Annotated in this window: 18 protein-coding genes; 11 read left to right on the top strand and 7 right to left on the bottom strand. The window is 61.9% G+C overall.

All coding sequences use genetic code 11. The features are described from left to right. Positions 1 to 11 precede the first annotated feature (11 nt). Positions 12 to 932, top strand: coding sequence for a choline ABC transporter substrate-binding protein (choX, locus tag A462_RS00470; protein ID WP_008439569.1), 921 nt, complete (start codon positions 12 to 14; stop codon positions 930 to 932). A 165-nt stretch (positions 933 to 1,097) separates the two neighbouring features. Then, entirely contained in the window at positions 1,098 to 2,666 is a 1,569-nt protein-coding gene (locus tag A462_RS00475; RefSeq protein WP_003213628.1) for a SulP family inorganic anion transporter, read from the top strand. Between the two features lie 114 nt (positions 2,667 to 2,780). Here the strand turns inward: A462_RS00475 and aroE are convergent, their stop codons facing one another. Next, the gene (aroE, locus tag A462_RS00480) at positions 2,781 to 3,599 is read right to left on the bottom strand and encodes a shikimate dehydrogenase (RefSeq protein ID WP_003213626.1); all 819 of its coding nucleotides are present in this window, start codon (positions 3,597 to 3,599) and stop codon (positions 2,781 to 2,783) included. Next, positions 3,599 to 4,528, bottom strand: a complete 930-nt coding sequence (hemF, locus tag A462_RS00485) for an oxygen-dependent coproporphyrinogen oxidase (RefSeq protein WP_003213625.1) — start codon at positions 4,526 to 4,528, stop codon at positions 3,599 to 3,601. Before hemF ends, aroE begins: the two co-directional genes overlap by 1 nt. A gap of 158 nt (positions 4,529 to 4,686) precedes the next feature. Here hemF and A462_RS00490 point away from each other — a divergent pair, with 158 nt between their 5' ends. Then, a complete protein-coding gene (locus A462_RS00490; protein ID WP_008439566.1) occupies positions 4,687 to 5,664 on the top strand; it encodes an NADPH:quinone reductase in 978 nt (325 codons plus the stop codon). A gap of 145 nt (positions 5,665 to 5,809) precedes the next feature. On the opposite strand, the gene A462_RS00495 is transcribed toward A462_RS00490, so the two are convergent. From A462_RS00495 to A462_RS00505, 3 genes are all read right to left on the bottom strand, one after another. Beyond that, complete coding sequence (locus tag A462_RS00495; RefSeq protein ID WP_003213622.1) at positions 5,810 to 6,367, bottom strand: L-threonylcarbamoyladenylate synthase; 558 nt, start codon at positions 6,365 to 6,367, stop codon at positions 5,810 to 5,812. A gap of 54 nt (positions 6,368 to 6,421) precedes the next feature. Beyond that, on the bottom strand, positions 6,422 to 7,516 hold the full coding sequence (dprA, locus tag A462_RS00500; protein WP_003213620.1) for a DNA-processing protein DprA: 1,095 nt from the start codon (positions 7,514 to 7,516) through the stop codon (positions 6,422 to 6,424). Between the two features lie 63 nt (positions 7,517 to 7,579). Beyond that, positions 7,580 to 8,368, bottom strand: a complete 789-nt coding sequence (locus A462_RS00505; RefSeq protein WP_008439565.1) for a hypothetical protein — start codon at positions 8,366 to 8,368, stop codon at positions 7,580 to 7,582. Between the two features lie 150 nt (positions 8,369 to 8,518). Between A462_RS00505 and def the strand changes: the two genes are divergently transcribed. Genes def through A462_RS00530 form a run of 5 tightly spaced genes read left to right on the top strand, consistent with a single transcriptional unit; the run spans position 8,519 to position 13,075 of the window. Beyond that, entirely contained in the window at positions 8,519 to 9,025 is a 507-nt protein-coding gene (gene def, locus A462_RS00510) for a peptide deformylase (protein ID WP_003213617.1), read from the top strand. 57 nt (positions 9,026 to 9,082) lie between these two features. Further along, a complete protein-coding gene (fmt, locus tag A462_RS00515) occupies positions 9,083 to 10,042 on the top strand; it encodes a methionyl-tRNA formyltransferase (RefSeq protein ID WP_008439564.1) in 960 nt (319 codons plus the stop codon). Then, positions 10,039 to 11,349, top strand: coding sequence for a 16S rRNA (cytosine(967)-C(5))-methyltransferase RsmB (gene rsmB / locus A462_RS00520; RefSeq protein WP_008439563.1), 1,311 nt, complete (start codon positions 10,039 to 10,041; stop codon positions 11,347 to 11,349). Before fmt ends, rsmB begins: the two co-directional genes overlap by 4 nt. Before the next feature lie 22 nt (positions 11,350 to 11,371). Further along, positions 11,372 to 12,745 (top strand): Trk system potassium transporter TrkA, encoded by a 1,374-nt coding sequence (gene trkA / locus A462_RS00525; protein WP_003213611.1) that lies wholly within the window; start codon positions 11,372 to 11,374, stop codon positions 12,743 to 12,745. Positions 12,746 to 12,763: 18 nt separating this feature from the next. Further along, positions 12,764 to 13,075: a tetratricopeptide repeat protein gene (locus A462_RS00530; RefSeq protein ID WP_003213608.1), complete on the top strand. Its 312-nt coding sequence runs from the start codon at positions 12,764 to 12,766 to the stop codon at positions 13,073 to 13,075. A 134-nt stretch (positions 13,076 to 13,209) separates the two neighbouring features. Here A462_RS00530 and A462_RS00535 read toward each other — a convergent pair whose 3' ends face one another. Both A462_RS00535 and A462_RS00540 read right to left on the bottom strand, forming a co-directional pair. Beyond that, positions 13,210 to 14,097 carry a lysophospholipid acyltransferase gene (locus A462_RS00535; protein ID WP_003213605.1) on the bottom strand — a complete coding sequence of 296 codons (888 nt, stop codon included), beginning with the start codon at positions 14,095 to 14,097 and terminating at the stop codon, positions 13,210 to 13,212. 40 nt (positions 14,098 to 14,137) lie between these two features. Then, positions 14,138 to 14,695 carry a DNA-3-methyladenine glycosylase I gene (locus A462_RS00540; protein WP_008439560.1) on the bottom strand — a complete coding sequence of 186 codons (558 nt, stop codon included), beginning with the start codon at positions 14,693 to 14,695 and terminating at the stop codon, positions 14,138 to 14,140. Positions 14,696 to 14,776: 81 nt separating this feature from the next. Here A462_RS00540 and glyQ point away from each other — a divergent pair, with 81 nt between their 5' ends. The 3 genes from glyQ to gmhB are packed head-to-tail and all read left to right on the top strand — an operon-like array spanning position 14,777 to position 18,320. Then, positions 14,777 to 15,730 (top strand): glycine--tRNA ligase subunit alpha, encoded by a 954-nt coding sequence (gene glyQ / locus A462_RS00545; protein WP_003213601.1) that lies wholly within the window; start codon positions 14,777 to 14,779, stop codon positions 15,728 to 15,730. Beyond that, entirely contained in the window at positions 15,727 to 17,781 is a 2,055-nt protein-coding gene (glyS, locus tag A462_RS00550; RefSeq protein ID WP_003213599.1) for a glycine--tRNA ligase subunit beta, read from the top strand. Before glyQ ends, glyS begins: the two co-directional genes overlap by 4 nt. Before the next feature lie 2 nt (positions 17,782 to 17,783). After that, the gene (gmhB, locus tag A462_RS00555) at positions 17,784 to 18,320 is read left to right on the top strand and encodes a D-glycero-beta-D-manno-heptose 1,7-bisphosphate 7-phosphatase (RefSeq protein WP_166742131.1); all 537 of its coding nucleotides are present in this window, start codon (positions 17,784 to 17,786) and stop codon (positions 18,318 to 18,320) included. Positions 18,321 to 18,358 lie beyond the last annotated feature (38 nt).

Raw genomic sequence — 18,358 nt, 5'->3', positions numbered from 1 at the left:
AGGGGAAGGCCATGCAAAAGTTATCCACCGTGTTGAGCGTTGCGCTGCTGGCATTGAGCAGTGCCGGCGCCTACGCGGACACCAGCTGCGACACCGTGAAGATGGCCGATCCGGGCTGGAGCGATATCGCCGCCACCAATGCCATTACCGGTTTCCTGTTGAACGGCATGGGCTACAAGGCCAAGGTCGACACCCTTGCGGTGCCGATCACCTTTGGCGGGCTCAAGGACGGCCAGGTGGATGTGTTCCTGGGTAACTGGATGCCGGCGCAGCAAGGCTTCTACGACAAGTTCGTGGCCAATGGCGATGTGGTGCAACTGGCGAAGAACCTCGACGGTACCGAATTCACCCTGGCCGTGCCGGACTATGTCTGGGACGCCGGGGTGCATGACTTTGCCGACCTGAACAAGTTTGCCGACAAGTTCGACAAGAAGATCTACGGCATCGGTTCGGGTGCGCCAGCGAATCTCTCGTTGCAGGAAATCATCAAGAAGAACGACTTTGACTTGGGCCAGTGGAAGCTGATCGAGTCCAGTGAACAGGCGATGCTGGCCGAAGTGTCCCGGGCGGTGAAGAAGCAGAAGTTCGTGACCTTCCTCGGCTGGACGCCGCACCCGATGAACGTGCAGTTGAAGATGCATTACCTCAAGGGTGGGGAGAAGTACTTTGGTGACACCGGCAGCGTGTATACGTTGACCCGCAAGGGCTATGCACAAGCGTGCCCGAATGTGGGGAAATTGCTGACCAACCTGAGTTTCACCCAGGAGATGGAGAACGCCATCATGGCTGAGGTGGTGAACAAGAAGGTCAGTAATGCGGACGCGGCGAAGGCGTGGATCAAGGCGAACCCGGCGGTGCTGGACAAGTGGCTGGACGGGGTTAAAACCGTGGACGGCCAGGATGCACTGGCCGCTGTAAAAGCCAAACTCTGATGCACTGATCGTTCCCACGCTCTGCGTGGGAACGCATCCGGTGACGCTGCGCGTCAAGACTCAAGAGCGGACGCAGAGCGTCCAAGACGGCATTCCCACGCAGAGCGTGGGAACGATCATCATGAGCCTGATACTCTGATTCAAACCTCTTCAACCGAGTTTCCAATGCCCTGGCCCAACCGCCATACACTCTTTCCCTTCCTCAGCTGGCTCCCGCGCCAAACCCGCGCCAGCGTCGGAAGGGACGCGGTCGTCGGCCTGAGCGGTGCAGTCCTGGCATTACCCCAGTCCATTGCCTACGCGCTGATCGCCGGTCTCCCACCGGAGTACGGCCTGTACGCCGCGATCATCCCGGTATTGATCGCCTGCTTGTGGGGCTCTTCCTGGCACCTGATCTGCGGCCCCACGGCAGCCATCTCTATCGTGCTCTACGCCAGCGTCAGCCCGTTGGCCGTGCCCGGCTCCCAGGACTACATCACACTCATCCTGTTGCTGACATTCCTGGCCGGCGTCTTCCAATGGCTGTTGGGTATGCTGCGCTTCGGCGCCCTGGTGAATTTCGTCTCGCATTCAGTGGTGCTCGGCTTCACCCTCGGCGCTGCGGTGGTGATCGCCCTGGGCCAACTGCCCAACCTGCTGGGGCTGGACCTGCCCAGCCAGGCCACGGCGATCAACAGTCTGCTGGCGCTGATCAACCATGCCGGGGAGTGGAATCGTCCTTCACTGGTGCTCGGGCTCGGCACCTTGCTGGTGGGGGTGCTGCTGAAACTCTGGGTACCGCGCTGGCCAACCCTGTTGATCGCGCTGGCCCTGGGCAGCCTCATCCCGTGGCTGTGGCCGACGATGTTCGGGGAGGTGGCGCGGGTCAGTTCATTTGTCGGCAAGCTGCCACCGTTCAGCCCGCTGCCGATGGACCTGGACATGGTCCTGCGCCTGCTGCCGAGTGCCGTGGCGGTGGGCATGCTGGGGCTGGTGACCAGCCTGTCGATTGCGCGCTCACTGTCGGCCCGCTCCCAACAATTGCTCGATGCAAATCAGGAAGTGCGCGCCCAGGGTTTATCCAACATCGTCGGCGGATTTTTCTCCGGGTACTTGTCGGCGGGTTCCTTCACACGGTCGGGCCTGAGTTATGAGGCAGGCGCCTGTTCGCCGCTGGCGGGGGTGTTTTCCGCATTGTGGGTGGCGTTGTTCGCGCTGTTCGGTGCGGCATTGATCGCGCATATCCCGATCCCGAGCATGGCCGCCAGCATCCTGCTGATTTGCTGGGGGTTGGTCGACCATCGCGGTATTCGGGCGCTGTTCCGGGTCAGCCGCGCAGAGTTCGTGGTGATGAGCCTGACCTGCATCGCCACGCTGTTGCTGGAGTTGCAAACGGCCATTTACGCCGGGGTGCTGGCGTCGCTGTTTTTCTACCTCAAGCGCACCTCACAGCCGCGGGTCCAGCAATGGCGTGACGGAGAGGACGATGTGCTGCGGGTCGGCGGGTCGATCTTTTTCGGCGCCAGCCATTACCTGCAGGTGCGGCTGCAAAGCCTGCACGGCCAGCGGGTGGTGATCGAGGCGCAGCAGATCAACTTCATCGACTATTCCGGGGTGGAGATGCTGCACCAGGAAGCGCGCCGATTGAATGGAGTGGGGCGCAGCCTGGCGTTGCGCAAGGCCCGGCCGCAGGTGGTGGAAGAGCTGAAGAAACTGGAAGGGGCCGACCAATGCCCCATCCATTTCGAAGACTGAATGCGGTTAAAACTGTGGGAGCGGGCTTGCTCGCGAATGCGGTGTGACAGTCGCCGTATGTATCGACTGATCCACCGCATTCGCGAGCAAGCCCGCTCCCACATTTGGATTGCGTCAGGCCAGTTGGCTACGCAATTCAGCCAGCACCGGCGCGGAGTCCGGTCGAACGCCGCGCCACAGGAAGAACGCTTCCGCGGCCTGTTCCACCAGCATCCCCAGGCCATCCATTGCCACCGCCGCGCCCTGCTCACCGGCCCAGCGGCAGAAAGCCGTAGGCTCTTTGCCGTACATCATGTCGTAGCAAAAAGTCTTTCCGGGTTCGATCAGGCTGCCGGCAATCGGCGGTACATCGCCTGACAGGCTGGCGGACGTGGCATTGATGATCAGATCCACCGGTTCACGCAGCCAGTCGAAACCGCTGGCGGACACCGGGCCGAGATCGTCGAACAGCTCGGCGAGCAATTCGGCTTTTTCCACGGTGCGATTGGCAATGATCAGCGAAGCCGGCTGCTCAGCCAGCAATGGCTCCAACGCGCCGCGCACCGCACCACCGGCGCCCAGCAGCAGGATGCGTTTGCCTTGCAGGCTGAACCCGGCATTCACCGTCAAATCCCGCACCAGGCCGGCGCCGTCGGTGTTGTCTCCCAACAGGCTGCCATCGCCGAGCTTGCTCAGGGTATTCACCGCGCCGGCCCGTTGGGCGCGTTCGGTCAGGGTATTGGCCAGGCGATAGGCCTCTTCCTTGAACGGTACGGTGACGTTGGCGCCACGGCCTTGTGCGAAAAATGCTTTTGCACAGCCGGTGAAATCCTCCAACGGCGCGAGCAAGGTGCTGTAGTCCAGTTGCTCGCCGGTCTGTTCGGCGAACAGACGGTGAATCAGCGGCGACTTGCTGTGGCCGATGGGGTTGCCGAAGACGACATAACGATCCATCAGACCGCCGCCTTGGGCAGCACACCCAGCCAGTCGCGGTCTTGCAGGAAGTAGTCGGTTAGGCGCGCTTCTTCGCTGTCGGGGGCGGCTTTCCAGTCATAGCTCCAGCGCACTTGGGGTGGCAGCGACATCAGGATCGACTCGGTACGCCCGCCCGATTGCAGGCCAAACAAAGTGCCACGGTCGTAGACCAGGTTGAATTCGACGTAGCGGCCACGGCGGAATTCCTGGAATTCGCGCTGCTGCTCGGTATAGGCCATGGCCTTGCGGCGCTGGACGATTGGCAGGTAGGCGTCAATGTAGGCGTCGCCAATGGCGCGCATGAAGGCGAAACTGGTGTCGAAGTCCCACTCGTTCAAATCATCGAAGAACAAACCGCCGATGCCCCGCGGTTCGTTGCGGTGCTTGATGTGGAAGTAGGTGTCGCACCAGGCCTTGTAGCGTGAATAAACGTCCGGGCCAAACGGCGCGCAGGCCTGTTCGGCGACGCGGTGCCAGTGGATGCAGTCTTCTTCGTTGCCGTAGTAGGGCGTCAGGTCGAAGCCGCCGCCAAACCACCACACCGGCTCTTCGCCTTCTTTTTCAGCGATGAAAAAACGCACATTGGCGTGGGAAGTCGGCACATGCGGGTTGTGCGGGTGGATCACCAGCGACACGCCGAGGGCCTCAAAACCGCGACCGGCCAATTCCGGGCGATGGGCACTGGCGGACGGTGGGAGGCCGCTGCCAAACACGTGGGAAAAGTTAACGCCGCCCTTCTCGATTACCGAACCGTTTTCGATCACACGGGTGCGACCGCCGCCGCCGGCAGGCCGGGTCCAGGCGTCTTCGATGAAGCGAGTGTCCGTCTCGAAGGTTTCCAGGGCGCTGCAAATGCGGTCTTGCAGGTCAAGCAGGTAGGCTTTGACAGCCTCGGTGCGGGTAGTCATGACATCACCTTGAATCGGGCAACGCTACACGAGGCCATTGGGCATCGGCGGCAAATGGGCGCACAGGATACCACTGCACCCACTGCTGCCACAGTTGACGAAGATCAAGCTTAGGAGTCCGATAGGGGGCTACGCGAAATGACTTAAGGAGAGTGCAGATGGCCAAACGTATCCAGTTCCGTGCCCATGGCGGCCCCGAAGTGCTTGAGTATGTGGACTACACCCCGGCAGAACCCGGCCCGCAGCAGGTTCGCGTGCAGAACAAGGCCATTGGCCTGAACTTCATCGACACCTATTTCCGCAGCGGCCTGTATGCACCACCGGCCTTGCCGTCGGGCCTGGGCGCGGAAGGAGCCGGCGTGGTTGATGCGGTGGGCAGCGAAGTCACTCAATTCAAGGTCGGCGATCGCGTGGCCTACGGCAGCGGCCCGCTGGGCGCCTACAGCGAATTGCATGTGTTGCCGGCTGCCAACCTGGTGCACCTGCCGGACGACATCAGCTTCGAACAGGCCGCCGGCGCGATGCTCAAGGGCCTGACGGTGCAGTACCTGTTGCGCCAGACCTATGAGTTGAAGGGCGGCGAAACCATTCTGTTCCACGCCGCTGCCGGTGGCGTCGGCTCCCTGGCTTGCCAATGGGCCAAGGCCCTGGGCGTGAAGCTGATCGGTACCGTGAGTTCGCCGGAAAAAGCCGCGCTGGCCAAATCCCTCGGCGCCTGGGAAACCATCGACTACAGCAAGGAAAATGTCGCACAACGCGTGCTGGAATTGACTGACGGCAAGAAGTGCCCAGTGGTGTACGACGGCGTAGGCAAGGACACCTGGCTCACCTCGCTGGACAGCGTCGCGCCACGCGGATTGGTGGTGAGTTTCGGTAATGCTTCGGGGGCGGTGGATGGGGTCAACCTGGGGATTCTGGCGGCCAAGGGCTCGCTGTATGTGACCCGGCCGACATTGGCGACCTATGCCAACAACCCGGAAAACCTGCAGGCGATGGCGGATGATCTGTTTTCGATGATCATCAGCGGGAAGCTGCAGATTGATATTAACCAACGGTTTTCGTTGGGGGATGCGGCGAAGGCTCAGGCAGAGTTGTCGGCGCGGCGCACGACTGGGTCGACCATTCTGCTGCCATAGGGCGTTGGATTTTCAGCGGCTTTGAGGGCCTCTTCGCGAGCAAGTCGAATCGTCGCACCGCCGCTCCCACATTTGTCCGCGTTCCAAAAGTTGGACTCGGTCAAATGTGGGAGCGGGCTTGCTCGCGAAAGCAGGCGGCTCGGTCTCAGGAAGGCCGCACAACCTCACCCGTCGCCAGATCCCGAATCAGACTCGGGTTCTTGCGCCCCCCCAGATTCCCACCCAATACCAGATCCACCTGCCCACGGAAATACTGCTCCACACGAATCCGCGTGCGCGCCGCCGGGCGGCCCTGCGGGTTGGCCGAGGTGGAAATCAGTGGCCCGACGAGCGAGCACAGATCCCGCACTTGCGGATGATCAGTCACCCGCAACGCCACCGTGTCATGCACCCCGGTAATCCACTCGGGCAGCAAGTCCTGATGGGGCACCAGCCACGTATTCGGACCAGGCCAGGTACTGGCCATGCGGTCCATCCACTCATCGGGAAAGTCTTCGAAGAGAAAATCGAACTGACGGATATTGTCGGCAATCAGGATCAGCCCCTTATCCACAGACCGGCCCTTGATCGCCAGCAACCGATCCACCGCTTCTTCGTTCCAAGGGTCACAGCCCAGGCCCCAGACCGCCTCGGTTGGATAGGCAATCACTGCGCCTGCGCGAATTTCTCGTGCGGCTTCTCGCACACGCCACCTGTTGACCATTACTCACTCTCCGGACTAAAGCTCTGCGCAGTTTACCGATCTTCGTTACAAAACCTAGCCGCGCGCAAGCCAGCGCCCGCTTTCGCAGATCACCCGGCCTTCCAGTTCCAGCTCCGTCAGGCTGGCCAGCACCTCGGACAAGGCCCTGCCACTGGCAATCGCCAGGGCTTCACTGGTGTGGGGCGCCGCGTGCAACAGCGCCACCAGCGGATGATTGACCGCAATCGGCGCCGGGCGGGAGAGGGCCTGCCAGCCACGCAGGTTTTCGAGAATGTGCTCGATGGTTTCCACCAGCACCGCGCCATCGCGGATCAGTTGATGGCAGCCTTTGGCCCCGGGGTGATGGATGGAGCCGGGGATGGCGTATACCTCGCGCCCTTGCTCCGCCGCCAGCCGCGCGGTGATCAGCGAACCGCTGGCCATGCTGGCCTCCACCACCAGTACCCCAAGCGACAGGCCACTGATAATACGGTTGCGGCGCGGGAAGTTGCCGGCCTGGGGCGCGGCGTCCAACGGAAACTCGGAAACCACGGCGCTGCCTTGGGCAATCATCGCCTCGGCCAAGCGTCGATGGCGCTGTGGATAAAAATTTTCGAGCCCGGTGCCCAGCACGCCGATTGTATGTCCACCAACATCCAAAGCCGCCTGGTGAGCAGCACCGTCGATACCCAGGGCAAGGCCACTGGTGATGACAAAACCGGCACTCGCCAGGCTGCGGGAAAACGCGGCGGCGGTATCCATTCCTGGCCTGGAGGCGCGACGGCTGCCGACCATCGCCAGCTGCGGTTTCTCCAGAATCGCCGGGTTGCCGGCGACGAATAATAGCGGGGGTGCGTCATCCAATTCTGCAAGCAATGCCGGGTAGTCAGGTTGGTCCCACATCAGCAAATGCTGGGCCGGACGCTCCAACCAGGCCAATGCCGCACTGGCACCATCACGTACTTCCTCGCAACGCCGGGCATCGGCGCTGGCCACCTTGAGCCCCAGGGAGCGCCAGGCACTGGCCGGTGCGCTGATGGCTTTTGACGCAGAACCAAAGGCCTCGATAAGTTTTTTAAAGCCCTTGGGACCCAGTTCCGGCAGCCTGTGCAAGCGTAGTCGGGCTTCCAGTTCTGCCGGGGAAATTTCACGGTCATTCGTCGGTAACATATGATCGTCCTTGATCGGAACAAGCTGTGGATAACTCTGTTGGTAACTTATTTAGCAACCTAATTATTGTCTTCGTTCAGGCGCCTCAAAACGGTCCATTACCGCCAGCGAACGCGACGCGCTGAGCACCAGGCCGTAGCTGAGCTTTTCGTAGGTGCGGAACACCAATAGCGTCCCGGCCGGCTCGTCGGGCATCTTCACCGGAGCACCGGTCACTCGGTCCCGAACGGTTTCCCCGGTTTTCACCACGGCCAGCAAATGGCCTTCCGTCAGGCCGTCACGACGGCCCTTGTTCAGCGTCACCGCGTCCAGCACGCCGATCTGCGTCACGCCCCGTGGCACGTCGATGATGTGCCCGGCAGTGGCGCGAGCAGGCATCTGAATCACCAGGCTGGCGAGGTCGGTGGGCGCTTGCTGGCTGAGCAAACGATCCCCGGGACGCACCTCCTGGGTGACGCGCCGCACACCCAACGTGCTGACATCGCCCACCGTCACAAAACGTGCGGTGCCAATGTCGTCGACGTTGATACCCAGCAATTCCTGGCTTTGCGGGTCGGTATAGGCCTTGCCGCGACGGAAGATCCCGTAGCTTTCGGCGGTAGGGTCCAGGGCACCTCGCGCATAAATACGCTCGCCATCGGCGCCCAATACTCGTCCGGCATCTGCTGCAACAATATAGGGAGCGTGCTCCAGTTCCTGGGGGGTATCGAGAATGCGGTTGTGCAGTAAAAAGCGCTGGATGGCCTGCTGCGTATGAAGCAGCAACGGTTGGCCGGCCTGTGGATAGCTCTCGGGAACCTGGCCAACAACGGCCTGGGCCCACAGCAGCAAGACGAGTAGCGATTTCCTCATGGGGTGAATCTCCTTTATTATGTGCATTCGCGTGAAACGCCTTGGCCTTCGCGGCTTTCGGACGTTTTCCCACGGCACTTATTCCGGCACATCAAGGGTCCATCCCCGGCGCCGACTTGCCTTTACCTCACATGTGCAGCAATTACGCTTATGGCTATTTTGAACATCCTCGAATTTCCGGACTCACGCCTGCGCACCATCGCCAAGCCAGTGGCCGTAGTGGACGCCAAGGTTCGTCAGTTGGTCGATGACATGTTTGAAACAATGTATGAAGCCCCGGGTATCGGCCTCGCCGCGACCCAGGTCGACGTGCATCAGCGCGTCGTGGTCATGGACCTGTCCGAAGACCGCAGCGAGCCCCTGGTGTTTATCAACCCTGAGTTCGAAACCCTGACCGACGAGATGGGCCAGTACCAGGAAGGCTGCCTGTCGGTGCCCGACTTCTACGAGAACGTCGACCGTCCCCAGCGCGTCAAGATCAAGGCCCTGGACCGTGACGGCAAGCCGTTCGAGATGATTGCCGAAGGCCTGCTGGCGGTGTGCATCCAACACGAGTGCGACCACCTCAACGGCAAGCTGTTTGTCGATTACCTGTCCACGCTTAAACGCGACCGGATCAAGAAGAAGCTGGAAAAGAAGCATCGCCAGCAAGCTTGATTCCCTTCTTTCAAAGGCTTGCTCCGGCAAGCCTTTTTCTTTTGTGAGACGTTTCCCATGACCGAGCCACTGCGCATCGTTTTTGCCGGCACCCCCGAATTCGCCGCCGAACACCTCAAGGCCCTGCTCGCCAGCCCTTATGAAATCGTGGCGGTCTACACCCAGCCCGATCGCCCGGCCGGTCGTGGGCAAAAACTGATGCCCAGCCCGGTCAAGCAGCTGGCACTGGAAAACAACATTGTGGTGCTGCAGCCGCCGACCCTGCGCGACGCCGATGCCCAGGCCGAACTGGCTGCGCTGAAGCCAGACCTGCTGGTGGTGGTGGCCTACGGCTTGATCCTGCCCCAGGCTGTGCTGGATATCCCGCGCCTGGGCTGCATCAACAGTCACGCCTCGCTGCTGCCTCGCTGGCGTGGCGCGGCACCGATCCAGCGTGCCGTCGAAGCCGGTGATGCGCAAAGCGGGGTGACCGTGATGCGCATGGAAGCAGGCCTGGACACCGGGCCGATGCTGCTGAAAGTCACCACCCCGATCACCGGGCAAGACACCGGCGGCAGCCTGCATGATCGCCTCGCCGAAATGGGCCCGCCGGCTGTCGTCCAGGCCATCGCAGGCCTGGCTGCCGGCACCCTGCAAGGTGAAGTTCAGGACGACAGCCTCGCCACCTACGCCCACAAATTGAACAAGGATGAAGCCCGCATCGACTGGAGCCGCCCGGCCGTTGAGCTGGAGCGTCTGGTGCGTGCCTTCAACCCGTGGCCGATCTGCCACAGCACGCTCAATGGCGAGGCCTTGAAAGTACTGGCCGCCACCCTGGCCGAAGGCAAGGGCGCCCCCGGCGAGATCATCGGCGCCAGCAAGGACGGCCTGTTGGTAGCGTGCGGTGAACAGGCGCTGTGTCTGACCCGTCTGCAATTGCCCGGCGGCAAGGCGCTGAACTTCAGCGATTTGTTCAACAGCCGCCGTGAGAAATTTGCCGTTGGCATCGTCCTCGGCCAAGCGGTGGACGCGCAATGAACCCACGTCTGGCCGCCGCCAAGGCCCTGGCCGCCGTGCTCAACGGCAAGGCTTCCCTCAATAGTTCGTTGCCGACCCAACTGGATAAAGTCGAAGACCGCGATCGCGGCTTTACCCAGGACCTGGCCTTCGGTACCGCCCGCTGGCAGCCACGTTTATCGGCGCTGGCGGCCAAGCTGCTGCAAAAGCCGTTCAAGGCGGCGGACGCCGATGTCGAGGCGCTGCTGCTGGTGGGCCTCTATCAACTGCTCTACACCCGCGTGCCGGCCCACGCGGCCATCGGCGAAACCGTCGGTTGCGCCGACAAGCTGAAAAAGCCTTGGGCCAAGGCCCTGCTCAACGCCGTGCTGCGCCGCGCCCAGCGCGAAAGCGAAGCGCTGCTGGCCGAGCTGGAACATGACCCGGTGGTGCGCACCGCCCACCCGCGCTGGCTGCAAAAATCCCTGAAGGCATTCTGGCCCGAGCAGTGGGAAGCCATCTGCGCGGCCAACAACGCGCACCCGCCGATGATCCTGCGGGTCAATCGCCGTCATCACACCCGCGACGCTTATCTCACGTTGCTTGGCGAAGCCGGTGTAGCGGCCACGGCCTGCGTCTACAGCCAGGACGGCATCGTTCTTACAGAACCGGGCGATGTACGTAACCTGCCCGGGTTCGCCGAAGGCTGGATCAGCGTGCAGGACGAAGCCGCTCAACTGGCCGCCGACCTGCTGGACCTGGCCCCGGGCCAACGCGTACTGGACGCCTGTTGCGCCCCCGGCGGCAAGACCTGCCACATCATGGAAGTGCAAGCAGACCTGGCCGGTGTCGTCGCCGTCGACCTGGAAGCCAAGCGCCTGGTGCGTGTGCGGGAAAACCTCGCCCGCCTGGGCCTCAGCGCCGAGCTGATCGCCGCTGACGGCCGCGACACCGCCACCTGGTGGGACGGCAAGCCGTTCCAGCGCATCCTGCTGGACGCACCGTGCTCCGCCACCGGCGTGATCCGCCGCCACCCGGACATAAAGCTGACCCGCCAACCCGACGACATCGCCGCCCTGGCCGTGCTGCAAGGCGAGTTGCTGGACGCGTTGTGGCCGACCCTCGAAGTAGGCGGCATCCTGCTGTACGCCACCTGCTCGACGCTGCCTACCGAAAACACTGACGTCATCGAGGCCTTCCTTGCCCGCACCAGCGGCGCACGGGAACTGGACCTCGACATCCAGGCCGGGATCAAGCAGCCTCATGGCCGCCAGTTGCTGGCCCAGGAAGGCGGCCACGACGGGTTCTATTACGCCAAGCTGATCAAGATTGCCGCCGCTCGCGGCTGAATGGTTTTAAGGGAGTGACCGGATGAAAATCATCATCCTCGGCGCAGGGCAGGTTGGCGGTACGCTGGCCGAGCATTTGGCCAGCGAAGCCAACGATATCACCGTGGTCGACACCGACGCGGAGCGCCTGCGGGATTTGGGCGACCGTTTGGACATCCGTACTGTACAAGGCCGCGCCTCGTTTCCTACAGTGCTGCGCCAGGCCGGTGCCGACGATGCCGACATGCTGGTGGCAGTCACCAACAGTGACGAGACGAACATGGTTGCCTGCCAGGTCGCCCACACCCTGTTTCACACTCCGACCAAGATCGCCCGAGTGCGTGAGGCGGCCTACCTGACCCGCGCCGGACTGTTCGACAACGACGCGATCCCGGTCGATGTGCTGATCAGCCCGGAACAGGTGGTGACCCATTACATCAAGCGCCTGATCGAACACCCGGGCGCCTTGCAGGTGATCGACTTCGCCGAAGGCAAGGCACAGCTGGTGGCGGTCAAGGCCTACTACGGCGGGCCGTTGGTGGGCCAGCAACTGCGCCAACTGCGCGAGCACATGCCCAACGTCGAGACGCGGGTGGCGGCGATCTTCCGTCGCGACCGGCCGATCCTGCCCCAGGGCGATACGGTGATCGAGGCTGACGACGAGGTGTTTTTCATCGCCGCCAAAGCGAACATTCGCGCGGTGATGAGCGAAATGCGCCGTCTGGATGAGACCTATAAACGCATCGTCATCGCCGGCGGCGGGCAGATCGGTGAGCGCTTGGCCGAGGCCATCGAAAGCCGCTACCAGGTGAAGATCATCGAGATGAATCCGGCACGCTGCCGGTATTTGTCCGACACCCTCGACAGCACCGTGGTCCTGCAGGGCAGCGCCTCGGATCGTGATCTGCTGCTGGAAGAAAACATCGCCGACGCCGACATCTTCCTGGCCCTGACCAACGATGACGAAGCCAACATCATGTCGTCGTTGCTGGCCAAGCGGCTGGGGGCGAAGAAGGTGATGACCATCATCAACAACCCGGCCTACGTCGACCTGATCCAGGGCGGCGATATCGACATCGCCATCAGCCCGCAACTGGCGACCATCGGCACCTTGCTGGCCCACGTGCGCCGCGGCGATATCGTCAGTGTGCACTCGTTGCGCCGGGGTGCGGCGGAAGCCATCGAGGCGATTGCCCACGGTGATTCAAAATCGAGCAAGGTGATTGGCAAGGCGATCCGCGATATCGGCCTGCCGCCGGGCACCACCATTGGTGCAATCATTCGCGATGAAGAAGTGATCATCGCCCACGACGACACGGTGATCGCCACGGGCGACCACGTGATTCTGTTCCTTGTGGATAAAAAACATATCCGCGATGTGGAGAAGCTGTTCCACGTGGGCCTGAGCTTTTTCTGATCAAACGGAGTGACCGACATGCTCGAATCCCTGGAAAAAATGCTCGCCAAGGGTGTGGATAACTCACTGCTGCGGTTTGGTTTGGGCAAGGGTTATCTTGATCTGAAGGACAACGCCAAGGCGGCCGAGCATTTGCAGAAATGCGTCGAGTTCGACCCGAAGTATTCGGCGGCGTGGAAGCTGTTGGGCAAGGCGCAGCTGGGGCAGGGTGATAACGCTGCAGCGCGGTTAGCTTGGGAGAAGGGTATTGAAGCGGCCCTGGCACATGGCGACAAGCAGGCCGAAAAGGAAATGACCGTATTCCTGAAGAAACTCGACCGCCAAGCTTAAGCAGAACCCAATGTGGGAGCGGGCTTGCTCGCGAAGGCGTCGTGTCAGTCACCGAATTTGTGTCTGATACACCGCCTTCGCGAGCAAGCCCGCTCCCACATTTTGTTTTGTGCCAACCTTGAGTCAGCCGTACATCAATACCACCGCGCCTCACCCGGCGGGCGTTTCTTGAAGCGTTTCATGCTCCACATGTACTGGCTCGGGTAAGCCCCCACATAGCGCTCCACCACCTTGCTCATCGCCGCACACGAAGTGGCTGTATCGGTGCTGTACATGTCTTCCGGCGCCGCTTCCAGGATCACTTTGTAGCCCGAGCCATCCGGCAGCCGCAGGGCATGCAGGAACACCCCGACCGCCTTGTGCCCCGCCAGCATGTTCGGCACGAACTTGCTGGTCAGCGCCTGGGTGGCGAAGAACGGCACGAAGATCCCGGCCGATTCCGCCGGCTCCGGATCCGCAGGAATCCCCACCTGGCCGCCTTTGCGCACTTCCTTGATGACACTGAGGATGCCTTCCTTGGTGGACGCCGCCACGCGGTTACCCAGTTGCACCCGCTGTTTGCGCAGCAAGTCATCCACCGCCTTGAGCTTCGGCGGGCGGTAGAAAATGATCGGTTTGCACTGGCTGCAATAGAAGTGGTTCAACACTTCCCAGTTGCCCAGGTGGCTGGTGATGCCGACCACGCCTTTGCCCGAGGCCAGGGCTTCGTGCAGCACTTCCAGGCCTTCGACCTCGCGCACCAGGTCGATGGAACGCTGGGCCGGCCAGATCCAGGCGCAGGCGCTTTCGGTCAGGGACTTGCCGATGTCCATCAGGCTGCGTCCAACGAGACGCTCGCGCTCGGCCGGATCCATGTCCGGGAAGCATTTGGACAGGTTGATCCGCACCGTCTCGCGGGAACGGTTGGGGGTTTTCCACATGATCCAGCCAATTGCCGAACCGACCGCTTGCACCGCGCGCCAGGGCAGCAGGGCAAACAACCGAAGAGCGCCTACCAGCAAGGCGCCTTTAAACTTTTCCACAGGTCACTCCTGATCGTGTGTGGTGCGCAAAGCCGCCATTCTAACCGGCGTTGGCGAGGTCCGCGTAACGGTAGCAGTCCTGAGTGTGGTCCATGACCATGCCCGAGGCCTGCATGAACGCGTAGCAGATGGTCGGCCCGACGAACGTGAAGCCGGCTTTTTTCAAGGCTTTGCTCATGGCCTCAGCCTCCGGCGTAATGGCCGGGACCTGGCTGCGGTCCTTGAAATGATTGACCTTGGGCACGCCGCCCACAAACGACCACAGAAACTCTACGGGGTCCTGCAGCGCCAGCCAGGCGGCGGCATTGCGCCGGGTGGCATTGAGTTTCAGGCGGTTACGCACGATGCCCGGATCGAGCATCAGCGCTTCGATCTCGGCATCGCTCAGCTGGGCCAGACGCTGCGCATCAAAGCCGAACAAGACCTTTCGATAATGCTCGCGTTTGCGTAAAACGGTGATCCAGGACAGGCCCGCCTGGAACCCTTCGAGCAAAAGCAACTCGAACAGTCCCTGCGCATCGCGCAGCGGCGTTCCCCACTCCTGATCGTGATAAGCCATGTACAGCGGATCTTCAGAACACCAAAAGCAGCGTGGCATAAGGCTCCAGGGGATGGTGGCGCGGCCGAATCGGGTATACTCCCGCTCTTTAAATCGCAGCCCAAGTAACAGGTGAATTTCGTGAGCCAGCCTACGCCAGCCGTGCGTACCTTCCAAGACTTGATCCTCGCCCTCCAGCAATACTGGGCCGAGCAAGGTTGTGTGGTACTTCAGCCCTACGATATGGAAGTAGGCGCCGGCACTTTCCACACCGCTACCTTCCTGCGGGCCATCGGCCCGGAAACCTGGAACGCCGCTTATGTGCAGCCCAGTCGTCGCCCGACTGACGGCCGCTACGGCGAAAACCCGAACCGCCTGCAGCACTACTACCAGTTCCAGGTGGTTCTGAAGCCAAACCCGGACAACTTCCAGGAGCTGTACCTGGGCTCGTTGAAACATGTCGGCCTGGACCCGCTGGTCCACGACATCCGTTTCGTCGAAGACAACTGGGAATCGCCAACCCTGGGCGCCTGGGGCCTGGGCTGGGAAGTCTGGCTCAACGGCATGGAAGTGACACAGTTCACTTACTTCCAGCAAGCCGGCGGCATCGAGTGCTACCCGGTGACCGGCGAGATCACCTACGGTCTCGAGCGCCTGGCCATGTACCTGCAAGGCGTGGACTCGGTCTACGACCTGGTGTGGGCTGACGGCCCGTTCGGCAAGGTGACCTACGGCGACGTGTTCCACCAGAACGAAGTGGAGCAGTCGACCTACAACTTCGAACACGCGAACGTCGAGAAGCTGTTCGAACTGTTCGACTTCTATGAAAGCGAAGCCAAGCGCCTGATCGAACTGGATCAGCCGCTGCCGTTGCCAAGCTATGAAATGGTTCTGAAGGCATCCCACACCTTCAACCTGCTGGACGCCCGTCGTGCCATCTCGGTAACTGCGCGCCAGCAATACATCCTGCGTGTACGCACCCTGGCGCGTTCCGTCGCCCAAGCCTACCTGTTGGCTCGCGCCAAGCTGGGCTTCCCGATGGCCACCCCGGACCTGCGTGATGAAGTGTTGGCTAAGCTGGAGGCTGCACAATGAGTGCTCAAGATTTCCTGGTTGAACTGGGCACCGAAGAGCTGCCACCCAAGGCCCTGAATACCCTGGCCGACGCATTCCTGGCCGGTATCGAAAAAGGCCTGCAAACCGCTGGCCTGAAGTTCGCCGCAAAAAAGGTCTACGCCGCGCCGCGCCGACTGGCTGTGTTGCTCACCGCACTGGAAACCCAGCAGCCGGACCGCAGCATCAACCTCGACGGCCCGCCACGCCAGGCCGCCTTCGATGCTGAAGGCAACCCGACTCAAGCCGCCCTTGGTTTTGCCAAGAAGTGTGGCGTCGAGCTGAGCGAGATCGACCAGAGCGGCCCGAAGCTGCGTTTCAGCCAGGTCATCACCGGCAAGCCGACCGCCAGCCTGTTGCCGACCATCGTTGAAGACTCGCTGAACGACCTGCCGATTCCCAAGCGCATGCGCTGGGGTGCCCGCAAGGAAGAGTTCGTGCGCCCGACCCAATGGCTGGTGATGCTGCTCGGTGACCAGGTCATCGACTGCACCATCCTCGCCCAGAAGGCCGGCCGTGATTCACGTGGCCACCGCTTCCACCATCCTGAAGCCGTGCGAATCACCGCGCCCGCCAACTACCTCAATGACCTGCGTGCAGCCTATGTGCTGGCGGATGCCAATGAGCGCCGCGAGCTGATCAGCAAGCGTACCGAAGAGCTGGCCCGCCTGCAGGAAGGCACCGCCATCGTGCCGCCAAGCCTGCTGGACGAAGTGACCGCTTTGGTTGAATGGCCAGTGCCGCTGGTGTGCTCGTTCGAGGAGCGTTTCCTCGACGTGCCGCAGGAAGCGCTGATCACCACCATGCAGGACAACCAGAAGTATTTCTGCCTGCTGGACGTCGACGGCAAGCTGCTGCCGCGCTTCATCACCGTGGCCAACATCGAAAGCAAGGACCCGCAGCAGATCATCGCCGGTAACGAAAAAGTCGTTCGCCCGCGCCTGACTGACGCCGAGTTCTTCTTCAAGCAAGACAAGAAGCAGAAGCTCGAAGACTTCAACCTGCGCCTGCAGAACGTGGTGTTCCAGGAAAAACTCGGCAGCGTCTACGACAAGGCCGTGCGGGTTTCCAAGCTGGCGGCCTACATCGCGCCACGCATTGGTGGCGATGCTGCCTGGGCTGCGCGTGCCGGCCTGCTGTCCAAGTGCGACCTGGCCACCGAGATGGTCGGCGAGTTCCCGGAGATGCAAGGTGTTGCCGGTTACTACTACGCCCTGAATGATGGCGAGCCGCAAGACGTCGCCCTCGCGCTGAACGAGCAGTACATGCCGCGCGGTGCTGGCGCCGAGCTGCCGACCACCCTCACCGGTGCGGCCGTGGCCATCGCTGACAAGCTGGATACCCTCGTCGGTATCTTCGGTATCGGCATGTTGCCTACCGGCAGCAAAGACCCGTATGCGCTGCGCCGTGCGGCCCTGGGCGTGCTGCGCATCCTGATCGACAAGAAGCTCGACCTCGACCTGACCCAGGCCGTGGTGTTTGCGGTTGGCCAGTTCGGTGCCAAGGTCAAGCAAGCGGGCCTGGCCGAGCAAGTGCTGGAGTTCGTGTTCGACCGTCTGCGTGCGCGTTACGAAGACGAAGGCGTGGACGTTTCGGTGTACCTGTCGGTACGTGCCCTGCAACCAGGTTCGGCGCTGGACTTCGACCAGCGTGTGCAGGCCGTACAGGCCTTCCGCAAGCTGCCGGAAGCCGGTGCCCTGGCCGCCGTGAACAAGCGTGTGTCGAACCTGCTGAGCAAGGCCGACAACCTCGGCAATGCCGAAGTCGACCCGGGCCTGTTTGCCGATGCCAAGGAGTTCTCGCTGAACTCGGCCATCGCCAAGGCGGAAAACGCAGTGAAGCCGCTGATCGCCGAACGCAACTACGCCGAAGCCTTGGCGCGCCTGGCCACCTTGCGTGAGCCGGTGGATGCGTTCTTCGAAGCGGTGATGATCAATGCCGAAGACGCGGGCGTGCGGAAAAACCGCTACGCCATGCTGGCGCGCCTGCGCGGCCTGTTCATCAATATCGCTGACATTTCCGTACTGAGCTGACCATGTTGAAACTGCTGATTCTCGATCGGGACGGAGTGATCAATTACGACTCCGACGCTTACATCAAATCGGTGGCGGAATGGATTCCACTGCCCGGCTCGATCGAGGCCATCGCGCAGTTGAGCAAAGCGGGCTGGACGGTGGCCATCGCCACCAACCAGTCCGGCATCGCCCGCGGCTACTACGACATCGCCACCCTCGACGCCATGCACGCGCGCCTGCGCACGCTGGTGGCCGAGCAGGGCGGTGAAGTAGGGCTGGTGGTGTATTGCCCGCACGGCCCGGATGAAGGCTGCGATTGCCGCAAGCCCAAACCGGGTATGCTTAAAACTATTGCTGAACATTACAACGTGCCATTGGCTGGGCTATGGTTTGTCGGGGACAGCCTCGGTGACCTGGAAGCCGCCAAAGCCGTCGACTCTCAGCCAGTTTTGGTAAAAACCGGGAAAGGCGAAAAGACCCAGGCTAAAACCCTGCCGGTAGGTACCTTGATTTTTGACGATCTGGCGGCGGTTGCCGCAGAACTTATCAACAACTAGCAGCCCTTCTGACTTCCTGACCAAGGACTGTTCGGGAG

The sequence above is a fragment of the Pseudomonas sp. Ag1 genome, assembly GCF_000278565.1.
GTDB lineage: Bacteria > Pseudomonadota > Gammaproteobacteria > Pseudomonadales > Pseudomonadaceae > Aquipseudomonas.
The sequence above is the reverse complement of the archived record's forward strand: the minus strand, read 5'-3'. Positions and strand labels throughout refer to the sequence as shown.